Genomic DNA, 13,963 nt, shown 5'->3' on the forward strand with positions numbered 1-13,963 from the left:
TGTTTATTTTAAATTTATCTTAAAGTTGAACGTAATGAATAGGGAATTAACTTAATCTCATACTCACCACAAGTTACATCATTAGTTTTTACTTGTATATGTTTATTGAAGTTTTCATTTTTAGGATATACCAAATAAACTTGCTTAAACTCTGTAGTTTTAATACACTCAACTGCTTTTTTTATATGTGAATCTATATTTAAATTCTTAGCATCAATAAATTCCCAAAATGTAAAGATTTTAGTACTAAAACTGTGAAGTTCAGATTTTATATCAATAGAATCATCATTGATATGAACTTCCCTATTTTCTCCACCTTTTAAAATTTTATTGCTTACAAAGTTTTTAAAGATTTTTTCACCTTCTAAAAACAATGAAAAATCTTTATTTTCTAAAATGTTAATCAAGAAATACGCTTTGTTTATATCTGTAAATTCCAATGAGTTTTTTATGTCAAATTTTTTAAACTCAAATTTTAGTTCTTGATTTAAACCTTTTATAAAAGTATTAATCTTTTTTGTTTTTTCAACATCTATTTTTTTTATTGGTGAAAACGAATAAGCACCATATTTTAGATTTTTTATAATCTTTTTAAGAAAAACTTCAAAAAGTGTATTTCTCTTACACTCTTTTATTTCATCCTTTGAAAATTTATAATTTTCATCAACCTCTTGATTAAAAAACTTTAAAAACATAAGTCTTTTACTTATCTCACTTTGAAACTTATCAAAAGATGGTAAGTATTCATTTTCACTTGAAAAACCAAAATATTTCATTTTATTTCCTTTTATCTTCTTCTATCAAGAATTCTAATATCTATATTTGTAGTAAATTTATATTTTATATAATTGTTATCTAAAATATGTGCTATTGCTAAAAACTCTTCCAAATCAGCATTTTCACAACCTTTTAGATTAACAACTCTTTTTGTACTTGGCTCATATCTATAATTTTTGAATTTATTGATTTCATCAACTATTATTTCGCTCATAATTTATCCTTCACATTTGTTCATTTTTAAAAATTTACAAACTTCACAGTGAACTGAACTTGCACTTCTTTTAGTACAAATTAATGGGATATTTTTCTTTTTAGCCTCATTTTTATATTTATACATAGCATTGTGATTGATAAAATCTGTGATCATCAACACAAAATCGGAATCTTGAGGAATCTCTTTTTTACACGCACTTGATTTCTTTCTTGTATCCCAATGGGTAACAGAAAAACTTCCTAAACTATCTAATATATTTTTGATAGTATTAATTTTATCCCCACCAATTATTAAAACTGACATAAATACTCCTTAATGATAATGAATATCAGTATATTAAAGAAACTTACCTTAAAGTTTGCTAATTTTGATAACTATTATCATAAAACTACAAATAAGTTCATTTTTTATATAATGTGATTTTTAAATTGGAGAGATTATGAAAACTAGAAAAATACTATTTTTACTTCTTTTATTACCTTTATTTATATTTTCTCAGGAAAATACTAATACTGCCCAAACAACTGAAAATAGTAATATTGAAAACATTAAAAATATTTCAGAGCCATTAGATAGTGGAGAAGAAAAACTAAGTGAGCAAATAGAATTTGCTAAAAATGTTTTAAAAAATATAAATGATGAATTTTATTTAAGTTCAAATTTCAATGAAATAAATTATTCATCACAAATAAACTACTTAGAGACAAAAATTAATGCAAACCAAAGTGCAAACAATGAACTTGCCATGATAAGAGACATGATTGCTGTTTTAAAAATAAAAGAGGAGAGATTTTTTTACAATACTTTAAAAGAATTAACAAATGCAAAAAAACTTTTTAAAGAAAAACAATACTTTGTAAATGTCTTAAACAACAATATTGAACTTCTTAATCAAAATTCAGCTGATAAATTTAAAACATATTATGAAAATGAAAAAAACAATAATAACTATATCTCAAATGAATTAGTTAAAAACTATTTTGACCTACTTGAACAAAGTTCACAACAACTTTTTACACTTAACTATTTGAAAGAAAACTTATCATCAATTAGAGTTTCAAACTTTTTTGTGGATAAATTCAACCTTCAATATTTAAGTTCTATAATAGACTCATACCCTGTAATATCTACAATTACAGATTTTAGTTCTTATTATTTAAAGATTTCAATTGGGGATATTGTCATAGTATTAGCGATATTGTTAATATTTAAATTATTTATTGCAAAAATTATTCATATTTTAATTACTATTATAAATTATATAATTGTTAAAAGTAGAAAAAATAAAAAAGATGATAATGAGGATGATGAAGATACAGACGAGGATGAAAGTCTTGGATTAGAAACATACTTAGAAGAATCTATTGAAAAACCTTTACTTATAGCTTTATATACTTTATCTATTCATATTTCAATATATATTCTTATAAAAGACCCTGAACTTTTAAACAAAATTATCCCATGGATAAACACTTTTTATTTAGGTATTGCAACTTGGGCAGTTTATTCACTTCTTACAAATAGTATTAGTAATTATGCTCAACATTTAGTTGAAACGCACCCTAATGTAAGACGTGAAATGATTGTTTTTATAATGAGAATTATAAAAATCATCTTGATTTTACTTGTAATTTTATTTTTATTTACTCAGTTGGGAATTGATATAAAAGCTATTGCAGCCTCTCTTGGGGTTGGGGGTATTGCTATTGCTTTAGCATCTAAAGATACTTTAGCTAATTTCTTTGGTTCCTTAAGTATTATGATTGATAACTCTTTTTCTCAAGGGGATTGGATAGTTGTAAATGATATAGAAGGTACAGTTGTTGATATTAGAATGAGAACAACAAGAATAAGAACCTTTGATAATGCAATGATTACAGTTCCAAATTCAGAAATTGCAAATGCTCATATTAAAAACTATACTAAAAGAAAAATTGGTAGAAGAATAAAAATGACTCTAGGTGCTACCTATGAAAACAACATGGAAGATATAGTAAATTTAAAACATGATATTTATGAAATGCTTACAAACCACCCTGGAATTGCTACAGAAAAAGAGCGTGTTGTAAGAAAAAGTAAAAGATTTGAGGGAATCTCTAGAGATGACTTGAATGGTGTAAAAAGAAATCTTATGGTCTATGTTGATGAGTATGGTGCTAGTTCTATAAATATTATGGTTTATTGTTTTACAAGAAGTCCAAGCTGGGAAAATTGGTTAGAAGTAAAAGAGGATGTAATTGTAAAAATTCATCAATTATTTGAAAAAAATAATTGTGACTTTGCATATCCAACACAAACATTACATTTAAAAAAGTAATGATTTAATCATTAATTAAAGTACTTGGGATAGTAAGTTTAAAAAAAGCTCCTTTTCTTGTTATATTATTAAACACTAAAAAGTCATTTTTAAACTTTATTTTTCCATTTAATCTATTTTCTACAATATCTTTTACCATATAAAGACCAATTCCAGTTCCAAGGGATTCATGTTTTGTTGTAAAATATGGTTCAAATATTCTATTTATAATGTCATCAGGAATTCCTCCAGCATTATCTTTTATTTGAACTTCTAGATTATTTTCTTTTGTTATATCAACTATTAATTCTACAATTTTTTCATCAAAAGTCTTATTACTAAAAGCATCCTTTGCATTATTTAAAATATTTAATGTTGTCTGTAAAATTTCATTATAAGGGCCTGTAAATTTTCTTTTAGTTTTAACTTCAATTTTTAGTTCTATATTATTTGATTTATAACTACTTGTGATTAGATTATTAATTCTACTTGTAAACTCATATAAATCAAAAATAGAACTATCTTTATCTATTTTGAAAAAGTTCTGAAAATCATCAATTGTTTGTGAAAGATATTTTGTTGTATCAATAATCACACCTAATGAGTTAGTTAAGTCTTCATCTTTTAAAACATTTAGTTCTTTTTGAATTTTTAAACCCGATGCAGCTGTTGAGATTGTACTTAAAGGTTGTCTCCATTGGTGGGCAATATTTCTTATCATTTCACCCATTGAAGCTAACTTTGATTGGTTATATAAAGCCTCTTCTGTTCTTTTGTTCTCTTCTTCTAATTTTAAAATATCAGTAATATCTTCCCCTGAAGATAGAATCCCTATAACATTTTTGTCACTATCTTCTAATATTTTATTTCGCCAAGATATTGTTCTTTCTTCTGTTTTACATTTAATTCTATTTATAAACTTATCATCAAAACCTCTAGGGTTATTACAAAGTTTTTTAAAATACTCAAAATTCTCTACACTTTTCTCTTCTTGTATGAAATTTTTAAACCAATTTCTACCAATAATTTCATACTCTTCAAAACCTAATATTTCACAAGCTTTTCTATTTATTAAAGTTACATGACCATTTATATCAAAGGCAATTATAATAACATCAACAATATCTAAATACAATTGCATCGTTTTTGTTTGTTCTAAAATTGTATCTTGTATTTTTTTTCTTTTAGATATATCATTTATAAAGACAAGGGAGTATAAATATTCTCCATTTTTATCACTAATATGGTTTATAAAAATTTCTATCCATATGTGTTTAGAATCTTTTCTTACACATTTTTTTTCGAAATTAGTAATTGATAAGGAATCGATTGTTTCACTATGATAAAATCTATCATCTTTGTGAGTTACTTCTTGAAAACTTAAGTCTAATAATTCATTTTTTTTATACTTAAAAATTTTGCAAAATCTTTCATTTACATCTACAAAGCCACCTTTTTTATCAAGATAAGCAATACCAAGTTTTGAATCTTCAAATAAAGTATTATAGTGTCTACTTAGATTATCAATTACACTTTTTTGCTCTTTTATAATTGTATTTAAATTTTCAAAATCGTTTGGCATTAATTATCTTTCAACAAGTAAATCAGCTTTACTTTTTAAATCTTTTTTTAAAAACTCTTCTTCTCTTTTAGAAAATTTAGATTTTTTACTTTCTTTGGGTGAAAGTATATCATTATTTTTCTGATTATCTTGTCTTTTCAACTTCTCTTCTTTAGGTTTAAAGATACTAAAAATCGAAACTATTAGATAGACGGAAGCTAAAAGACTAAAAATTATTATTATCCACTTTGAGATTAATGCTATCTCTAAAAACTCTAATTTCTCTTTTAAAGTTAAGTACTCTACAACATCAGAGTATATTGCATTTGCAGAAATTGCAATTATCCAGAAAAATGCAATAAATATAACTTTTCTTCTAAATTTATATAAGTAGTACCAAAATAGTGCTGATTTTATCTGTTTAAACATATTGTATTCTTATATAAAAAAATCTAAACCCAAAATAGCCAAAGCACCAATTAAACTTTTAGTTTTTAAATCATCTTTTATTTTATTCTCTTCATCGACAATTATTATTTCAAGTTCTTCATCTGTATAATCATCAAAAGTTTTGTGGTGTTCTGCAAGTCTTGCTTTAGTTCTTAATATAGCTTTTTTTCTTATCTTATTTTTAACTGCAGCTTTTAACTCTTTTCCTTTTAAAGAAGGATAGTCAAATAACTTAGTTGTATTTTGTTTAATTCTATTTTTTAAACCCATTTTTATTCCAAAATTAAAATTTGGAATATTATATCATCTTTAGATTAATGGTTATTTTTATCTTTACTTTGAAGTTCACTAAAGTTCTTTATAATATCAACTCCATACTTTTCCCTTAAAGTTTGTAAACTTTGTGTTAGCTTTCTTTTTTTTATATCTGATTCATATTCAAAGATATCAGAAACAAAACTATTTTGATCAGCAAAATTTGAGACTGTGAGATTTAATTGGATAACCCCATGACTCATGTGTATATCATTTTTTTTAAAAAGTTCAACCATAGCTTTTTTAAAATCAGTTTCATTAAAAATTCTATTAACATTTATATAATCTTTTGATTTTATATTTGAATCATACTTTATTTTTATATGATATGTTTGTGGATTTACATCAGCTTTTTTAACTAAAAAACAAAGATAACGACTTAAAATCATAACTCTTCTTTTTAACTCTTCCCTATCATAAATACAATCAAAAGTTCTTCCAATTCCAATGGATTTTTTATCTCTGTGTTCAACAATATTTGTATCATTTTCACCAACAATTCTATTATAAAGCTCAATTCCAGGTTTTTTCCAAGAAAAAAACAAGGCTTTTCTTCTTTCTATATCCCCTAAAGTTTTTATCCCATATCCATTGAGTCTTTTTTGGTATCCCTTCCCAATCCCAGGGAATTCTCCAATTGGGATATCTTTTATAAAACTTTTCATATGCTCTTTAGAAACATATTTTACTCCATCAGGTTTTGCAAATTCAGTCAAAAGTTTTGAAAGATATTTAGAATGGGCTATCCCTATTGATACAGGTAAACCTAAATCATTTTTGATTCTTTTTTTTATTTTCGTAGCAAAATCTACAATTTCATCTTTACTTATGTATCCCCTTAAATCACAAAAAAACTCATCAATAGAAAACTGTTCAACTAAAGGAATCTCTTCTTTTAATATAAGTAACATCTTATGGGAAAGTTCATGGTACAAAGGATAATTTGGAGGAACCATTTTTAGATGTGGACATAATCTTAAAGCTTCATTTACACTCATGGCAGTTTTAACACCATATCCTCTCGCTTCATAAGAGCAAGTTGTTATAATACCTCTTATTCTTCCATCTTTATCTACAAAATAGTCATTAAAGGTTTTTTCACCTTCATTTGTTAATATGGTGCTTACAAAGGCACCACTATTTTCACTTATTTTTCGAATCTCTTTTTTATCTGAAAAGATATTTAAGTTACTTCTTCCTCCAACTGCAACGGGAATACCTCTTAGATTTTTATCTTTGATTCTATGGGCTGACACAAAAAAAGAATCGATATCAATATGAATAAACATAGTGCAATCTTATCATAATAAATTTCAATTTGCAATAAAATTACAATATGAAATTTTTTATGGTTTTAAGGATTATAATTCTCATTCATATTAGTTTTTCTTTATTATAAATTTTACTTCATATGGATTTTGATTTATAACTTCATAATTTACATCTAATTTATCATCAAAATATTTCCCACAAGCAACAATCAATCCATGTGCAAAAGCTTCAAGACGCTTTTCTGATTTATAAATCATAATCAATAAACTATTATTTTTTTCAATACTTGCAAAAGATGGCAATTCTGCATCGGGATAAAGTTTTTTCACCTCAACATGAACAAAATTTTCCACTGAATCAATAAAATCTAAAGAATTGCCAATATTTTTTATATTGTGCCCGTAGATCCTTACTAAGATACTAAATAGATGCTCACCAAAAAGATATAATAGTTCATTTGGCTTTTTCCCTGTAATTTCAGAAAGAGCCATTAACATCTTCTGCATATCCTTAAAAGGATAATTTCCCCCTTGAGAAAAAACACCTTCATTTCCTAAGTGTGCCTTTTCTATCATCTTTTCAGCAACCTCAAAACCTAACGCCTCTTCAACAAACTCAATAAGCTCTGTAAAAATGACTCCCCTCATTTTATCTCCTTTTAAATTCCTAATAATTTTTTTACTTCTTCAAATTTCTCCTCTAGTAAATCATCTTCTATATTTCCAAGTTCTATATCTTGTAAAATATTGCAAACATCAACTAATACAACATTTAAACATGAATTTTTAATATAATGGGTCTTTAATATTATATTATCTTTGTCATTTTCTTTAATAAATCTTTCTAGTTCATTTATATCCTTGATAATATCTTTTGAAAATTTCTCAACAACCATTTTTGCTATTTTTTCATTTACACCTAATTTATCAATTACTTTTTCTAAGTCTATTCCAAAGTTTTCTACTTTTTTGTCTTCTAAAATCTTTAATGGTTTATTTCCTAAAAACTTTTTAAATACCCTTGTTAATTCATTTGAATTAATAGGTTTACTTAAATAATCATTCATACCTAAATCTAAAAATTTTTCCTTATCTCCTTTAATTGCATTTGCCGTTAGAGCAATAACTGGAGTTTGTTCCAAATCTTTTTCTTTTTCATAACTTCTAATTTCTTTAAAGGCTTTGACTCCATCCATAATTGGCATATTAATATCCATAAAAATCAAATCATAATTAGAGTTTTTCTTATACTCTTCTAAAGTTTCAATTCCATTTTCTTTAATTGCAAAATCAATATCTAAAGATTTCAAGATATATGAAATCAACTCTTGATTTGCAAAGTTATCTTCAGCGACTAAAACTTTTCCGTCATAACTATCTTTTTTTTCATTGTACCCAGTTGGAATATTTTTATTCTTTTTTCTAAGAAGTTCCATTAATCCATCATTTATCTTTGAAGGATAAAAAGGTAATGCAACATAAAATTCGTCACTTCTTAGACCAAATTGTCTTGAGTCTTTTTCATATTCCAAAAGAATCAAAATTGGATTATTTGGATATTTCTTTCTTATTGAATCTAATTCTAGTTTGTCTTCATATGGATAAACGATAATATTCTCACTACTTAAATTTGAAGTTGATTTTCCAAAGATATCAAGATATTTTTTTGAGTAATGATAAAGGTCACTATTATCTTTTTCAATTGTATATTTTAAACTACTTAGATAATTTTTATCATCAAAAATTGTATTAGGACATATCGTAAAATCCATTTCAAACCAAAATTTAGTTCCCTTTCCAATTTCACTTTGTACATTTAACTGTGCCCCAAAAGCATTTATAATATGACTACAAATACTAAGACCTAAACCTGTACCCTCATATTGTCTATTTGTTTTATGATCAACTTGAACAAAAGGTTGGAAAATATTTTTTAATTTATCATCTGGAATTCCAATACCATTGTCTATAACCTCAAATCTAATTATTATTTCACTATCTTTTGTTTTAACAACAAAAATATTTAATTCGACTGTTCCATGACTTTGAGTAAATTTAATTGCATTACTTAAAAGATTTGATAAGACCTGCCTAATTCTTACTCCATCGGTCATAAGACAAGGTGGGATTTTATGATCAAGATTTAATACTAATCTTATATTGTTCTCAATAGCTCTTTTTGAAAAAAGCTCAACTACATGTTCACTAATAAAATATATATCAGATTCTTCAATTGTAATATCAAAATTACCACTTTCTATTTTTGAAATATCTAAAATATCATTTATTATTGTTAATAGCGAATTTGCACTTGAATGAATTACATCAGCTTGTTTTCTTACTTGAGTTTCTAATTCCTCTCTTTGGCTTAATAATTCAGAAAAACCAATAATTGCATTAAGTGGAGTTCTTATCTCATGGGACATATTAGCTAAAAATGTAGATTTAGCTTCATCTGCTTTTTGTGCCCTTTTTAGTGTTTGTTTTAGATATTCTGTTCTTTGTGTGATTTTATTTTCTAAATTCTCATTTATATCAACTAATTCTCTTGTTTTCTCTTCAACTTTTTCTTCAAGATTTTCGTTTAATATTTTTTGTTCATTTATTAAGTTTTCTATCTGATCAGCCATTTTATTAAATGATTGTTCTAAATTACCAATCTCATCATTTGTATCAACTTTAATTCTATAATCAAACTTTTCACTAATAAATTTTTGTGTACCAACTAAAAGTTTTTTTATTTTCCCACTTATATAGTTTGAAACTGCAATTGCTATTGCTATTACAATAAGAACCATCAATAAAGTTATAATTGTAAGTTCGTTAATTAATGATTTAATATACGCTTTTACTTCAGTCTTATTCTCATTAATAATCTCTTCCATATGTTCAGTTTGTTCATCTAAAATCTTATTTACACTTTTTTTTGTTTCATTTGCAGCAGAATGGAATTCATCTACATTTGCTCCAATTGTAACAAATCCAAAACCTCTTTTAGAATCTTTATATCTGCCCGTATAATATGGGATTGCAGCAGCTGTTGTAAGTTTCCAAACCTTACTCCAATATATAATAAAAGAACCATATCCTCCATTTTTTGTTAATTGCATCCATCCTTGACATTGTGGTGCAAAATTTAAGTATCTACAATCTAATCCTAAAGTTCCTTTTTTTATTTGTGATAAATTTGGTTTTTTACTAAGTGATTGTTCTTCAAAAGTTGGATAATCTTTTAAAAACTCATTAATAGGTTTTTGTGAAGATTTAAACTTAGATGCCAAATCACTACTTAACCATGGAATCTCTCGTTGACCTGATTCTTTATTAAATCCTGAGATGAAATAATCCCTAGGATGGGAAATATTTCTCCCTAGATAATCCCACATAAAAGCATAATTTCCAACACTTGCATCAGAGATATTTTGTACTGGGTCATCTTGGGTAGGATTTAAAGTGTCTGTAAATTGCATTAGGTGTTCATGGTCTAAAGCTAAAGATAAAAAACCTGTTTTTATATTGTTTTTAAATACAGGAGTTACAAATCTAATAATACCTTCAAAGCTCTTTCCAACAGGGTTTTCCTTTCCTGCATAGGCACTTTTTTCTGGCTCAAAATCAATATTGGCTTTAGAGGCTTTTTTCTTTGTGTATGTTCCAATTATATTTGATTTTACATATTCACCAATTACTTCAGAAACATAGATTTCACCTTTTTTTAGATTTGAAATCTCATTAAAATAGTTTTCAGAATTAACATACGTATTTTCTTTTTTTGAAACATCTAAAAGATCTTGATTTATCAATGAAGTTTTGTAAATCTCCATTCCATCTAAATCAAAATAGTTTATCTCTTTATATAAAGGAATCATTTTTTTTGTAAATTTCAAAGGATCAATAAAATTAAACTCTTTTTCATTATCTTTTAAATCTGCATTAACTGAATTTCTAATATCTTTGCTAGGCTTTTTAGTTGATTCCCATTTATTTGTATTATCATTAAAGATAAAATCTTCATGGACTAAAATCTCTTTTTGTTTACTCTCAAAAAAAGTTTTTATTATTTCATCATTTAACTGTACTTTTGAAAGGAAAAGAATATCATCATCCCTTTCATATAGAAATTGGGCAATCTTATTTGCTGTTTCAAAAGTTAGTCTTTCTAAGGCATGTTGTGATTTTTTATCTAAAAACTTTACACTATCTTTAATAGACTCATTTGCAGTATTTAGAATAATTTCTTTGTTTTTATTATAATAGTATCTTGTACTATCTTGAATATATTTATCTAGTTTTAAAACGCCTACATATGCGATATATGCAATAATCAATAAAGGAATAATTTTTACAAAAATAAAAAGAAGTATTAATTTTACTTTGATACTTAGATTTTTCATTATTAAACCTTTATTATAACTCTTCTTTAAAGGAATTATATATTTCACTCACTTCATCAATATTTTTTTCAAATAATTCTATTATTTTAGGATCAAAGTGTTTACCTTTTTCCTCTCTTAAAAGATTTAATGCTTCCTCAAAACTCCAAGCTTTTTTATAAGGTCTATGGGAGGTTAAGGCATCAAAAACGTCAACTACTGCAACAATTCTTCCATAAATATGGATATCTTCACCATTAATTTTATTTGGATAGCCACTGCCATTGAACTTTTCATGATGCGTTATTGCAATAATAGCCCCTGCTTTTAAATAATCACTTTGAGAATCTTTTAATATTTCATAACCTATCTTGGCATGGGTTTTCATAATCTCAAATTCATCAAAATCTAATTTTCCTGGTTTTAATAAAATCTTATCTTCTATACCAACTTTCCCTAAATCATGAAATGGTGCAGCATAAAAAATGATATCTTGTTCCTCTTTACTTAGACCATATTCCCTTGCAAGCATTCTTGAATAGTGTGCTACTCTTGCAACATGGGATGCAGTTTCAGGATCTTTATACTCTGCTGTTTTACCCAAAATCCTTAATGTCTCATGCTCTCTTTTTATCAATACTTTAGTTGCTTTTAAAACTTCAGATTCTAAATGTTTCGCCCTATCTTCTATTAAAATTCTATTTTGATGATTTGTTAATAAATTTATTACTCTTGCTTCAAATAATGTTGCATTAATAGGTTTACTAAGAAAATCGTTAACACCCAATTCAAAGGCTTTTTTGTGAATTTTTTCATCTGAGCCAGCAGCTGTAATCATAATAATAGGTATATTTTTCTTCTTTTTTCTAAACTCTTCAATAAACTCTAAACCATCAAGCTCTGGCATCATATAATCAGTAATAATTAAATCTACATTGTTTTGAAGTGAATAAAGAAGTGCATCTAAAGGCTGGGAGAAACTTTTTATATTTAAATCCATATCTTGACATATTGATTCAATTAAAAAAAGATTATTTTTATTATCATCAACTGATACTATTTGCATATTTGAAAAATTCATTTAGCTTTTACCTTAGTTAAAATACAATATTCTATAATCATTGAACTTAATAGTATATATATTATTTATTTGCCTTAATATATAATAAATAATATTTTTAAATTCTCTAAAAAGCTGAAATACTAGGAAAACTAAAAAAATTATAATTTTATTATTTTTAATTATTTCTAGTGCATTTTTAAGCTTCAATAAACTTGCAATAATTGTAGATGGTTAACTTACTGTTGAATCATATAAAAACAATTTTTATGATATAGTTTTACTTGATATTAATATGCCAGTTATGGATGGATTAGAAACCTATTCAAGCTGATAACTTATATGAAACTTTAAACAAATATTTTAAAGGATAAAAAATAGATTTAGAGCCTTGTAGAAACTGTAAAAGAGATATTCAACCTAAAATAAGAAGATGCCCGTATTGTGGGATATTAAACCCCACAGTTAAAATCAAAGATATCTTTATAGGAATATTTTTTGTTTTAGCGGTTATGTATGTTGTTTCGTTTTTTATGTTACCTATTAATTAAAGTTTTTTTTCTAATAATTCCAAATACAAAACCTAAGCCTAATCCAATAAAGTGTGCATACCAAGCAATAGGAAGACCAATTATTAGAGGGGCTACTGAGATAATTAATATCCAAGTTATTATCCCTTTTCTTTGATACTTATCAAAATAAGCAATATATCCTAGTAATACACAAATAGCTCCAGAAGCTCCCACAAGATTAACTTGATGGTCAAGATAATAAATATATAAGTAGCTTAATAAAGAGGTTAGTATTCCTCCAACAAAATATATTATTGCTAACTCTTTTTTTCCTCTATATTTTTCTATTAAGTTACCAAATTGGTATAAAACAAACATATTCATAGCTAAGTGTCCTAAGCCTCCATGGGCGAACATCGAAGATAAAGGTTGCCAAAGAAAACCAGCTTCAGTAAAATAGATATTTAATCCCATTAAAAGAGGACCATAAGTAAAAACATTAGTTTGAACTAAATATAAAGCAATCGTTATACCAATGATTATATTAGTAAGTGTCCATTTATTTTCTTCTTGAATATTCAACATAATTTTTAAAAACCTTCATTGTACAATCTACTCTTTTTTTAATACCATTACTGTACATAAATTTTATATTCGTATTTACCCTAAAAACTTCATTTGAATTTATTCTAAATGAGGTCATCAGAACTCCATAATCTAATTTTTCGCTCTCTTTTTTATCAAATTCAACTATTTCATAGTTTATTTTCAAAAAACTTTTTATATTCTTTTTAGGTTCATTACCAATTGATTCAATATAAAAACCATCAATCTCATCCAATGAGATATTTTTCTTTAAATTTGAACTTTCTAAAGAAGATTCAATCATACCGCCATCAAGTTTGTAATAACCTTTAGCCATACCATTGAATGATTTTTCTAATATTTCTAAATTATTGGCAAAAACTGTCGTGTATGATTCTTTTTGACATTGAAGTTTTTCTATCTTTGGAGATTCATCTTTGAGTATAAAAGTTTTATATAAAATTAAAACAACAGATATTATAACTATGGTAGCAAAAGAAAAAAAGTTATTGATAACTTGACTATCTCTTGCCCCACGTCTCATTT

The 13,963-nt window shown here is 25.7% G+C and carries 13 protein-coding genes; 1 reads left to right on the forward strand and 12 read right to left on the reverse strand.

From position 1 onward, the window contains the following. Positions 1-14: 14 nt before the first annotated feature. From AC2TY9_RS15155 to AC2TY9_RS15165, 3 genes are read right to left on the reverse strand one after another with little or no spacing between them, the layout of a single operon-like run. Entirely contained in the window at positions 15-776 is a 762-nt protein-coding gene (locus tag AC2TY9_RS15155) for a hypothetical protein (RefSeq protein ID WP_489778393.1), read from the reverse strand. A gap of 11 nt (positions 777-787) precedes the next feature. After that, positions 788-991 (reverse strand): hypothetical protein, encoded by a 204-nt coding sequence (locus tag AC2TY9_RS15160; RefSeq protein WP_489778394.1) that lies wholly within the window; start codon positions 989-991, stop codon positions 788-790. Between the two features lie 3 nt (positions 992-994). Further along, positions 995-1,297 (reverse strand): DUF2325 domain-containing protein, encoded by a 303-nt coding sequence (locus tag AC2TY9_RS15165; protein WP_489778395.1) that lies wholly within the window; start codon positions 1,295-1,297, stop codon positions 995-997. A gap of 136 nt (positions 1,298-1,433) precedes the next feature. On the opposite strand from AC2TY9_RS15165, the gene AC2TY9_RS15170 reads away from it, so the two are divergent. Further along, positions 1,434-3,311, forward strand: coding sequence for a mechanosensitive ion channel family protein (locus AC2TY9_RS15170; protein WP_489778397.1), 1,878 nt, complete (start codon positions 1,434-1,436; stop codon positions 3,309-3,311). 4 nt (positions 3,312-3,315) lie between these two features. Here the strand turns inward: AC2TY9_RS15170 and AC2TY9_RS15175 are convergent, their stop codons facing one another. The 9 genes from AC2TY9_RS15175 to AC2TY9_RS15215 form a co-directional block, all read right to left on the reverse strand. Then, entirely contained in the window at positions 3,316-4,872 is a 1,557-nt protein-coding gene (locus AC2TY9_RS15175; RefSeq protein WP_489778398.1) for a sensor histidine kinase, read from the reverse strand. A 3-nt stretch (positions 4,873-4,875) separates the two neighbouring features. Next, the gene (locus AC2TY9_RS15180; protein WP_489778400.1) at positions 4,876-5,280 is read right to left on the reverse strand and encodes a hypothetical protein; all 405 of its coding nucleotides are present in this window, start codon (positions 5,278-5,280) and stop codon (positions 4,876-4,878) included. A 9-nt stretch (positions 5,281-5,289) separates the two neighbouring features. Continuing rightward, positions 5,290-5,571 (reverse strand): hypothetical protein, encoded by a 282-nt coding sequence (locus AC2TY9_RS15185; protein WP_489778401.1) that lies wholly within the window; start codon positions 5,569-5,571, stop codon positions 5,290-5,292. A gap of 44 nt (positions 5,572-5,615) precedes the next feature. Further along, complete coding sequence (locus AC2TY9_RS15190; RefSeq protein ID WP_489778403.1) at positions 5,616-6,905, reverse strand: Y-family DNA polymerase; 1,290 nt, start codon at positions 6,903-6,905, stop codon at positions 5,616-5,618. Between the two features lie 90 nt (positions 6,906-6,995). Then, positions 6,996-7,535, reverse strand: a complete 540-nt coding sequence (locus AC2TY9_RS15195) for a heme NO-binding domain-containing protein (RefSeq protein WP_489778404.1) — start codon at positions 7,533-7,535, stop codon at positions 6,996-6,998. 11 nt (positions 7,536-7,546) lie between these two features. Beyond that, the gene (locus AC2TY9_RS15200; RefSeq protein ID WP_489778406.1) at positions 7,547-11,281 is read right to left on the reverse strand and encodes an ATP-binding protein; all 3,735 of its coding nucleotides are present in this window, start codon (positions 11,279-11,281) and stop codon (positions 7,547-7,549) included. Positions 11,282-11,294: 13 nt separating this feature from the next. Then, positions 11,295-12,341: an HD domain-containing phosphohydrolase gene (locus AC2TY9_RS15205; RefSeq protein WP_489778408.1), complete on the reverse strand. Its 1,047-nt coding sequence runs from the start codon at positions 12,339-12,341 to the stop codon at positions 11,295-11,297. 515 nt (positions 12,342-12,856) lie between these two features. Beyond that, entirely contained in the window at positions 12,857-13,417 is a 561-nt protein-coding gene (locus tag AC2TY9_RS15210) for a rhomboid family intramembrane serine protease (RefSeq protein ID WP_489778410.1), read from the reverse strand. Beyond that, positions 13,392-13,961: a hypothetical protein gene (locus AC2TY9_RS15215; RefSeq protein WP_489778412.1), complete on the reverse strand. Its 570-nt coding sequence runs from the start codon at positions 13,959-13,961 to the stop codon at positions 13,392-13,394. The genes AC2TY9_RS15210 and AC2TY9_RS15215 overlap by 26 nt, the downstream gene beginning before the upstream one ends. Positions 13,962-13,963 lie beyond the last annotated feature (2 nt).

The sequence above is a fragment of the Arcobacter sp. ISO1 genome (assembly GCF_058105185.1).